Origin of the sequence: Alkalihalophilus lindianensis, from assembly GCF_032843265.1 — a bacterium.
Taxonomy (GTDB): Bacteria; Bacillota; Bacilli; order Bacillales; family Bacillaceae_D; genus Alkalihalophilus; species Alkalihalophilus lindianensis.
Window position 1 is genome coordinate 1 of sequence record NZ_JAWJBA010000217.1, and the last position, 278, is coordinate 278.

Genomic DNA, 278 nt, shown 5'->3' on the forward strand with positions numbered 1-278 from the left:
CTCCAACGGGAAGGCGCCCTTTCGTGCAGACCGCAATGCTTTTTCATTTATATCGGTTGCATAGATTTTTGTTTTTTCCGCAAGCCCCTCCTCCTGGATTAGAATGGCCATCGAATAGACCTCCTCACCAGTTGCACAGCCGGCATGCCAGATGCGGATTTCCGGTAAGTCACGAAGCAGTGGTACCACTTCATTGCGAAACGCTGCAAAGAAACTAGGGACACGGTACATTTCCGTCATCCGGATGGATAGGTCATTCAATAACCGTTCAAGGTATG

Annotated in this window: 1 protein-coding gene; it reads right to left on the reverse strand. The window is 49.3% G+C overall.

Annotated features, from left to right (window positions below; genetic code table 11):
• Positions 1-278, reverse strand: a 278-nt coding sequence (locus tag RYX56_RS22000) for a CheR family methyltransferase (protein WP_317124068.1), incomplete at both ends; no start/stop codon positions are given.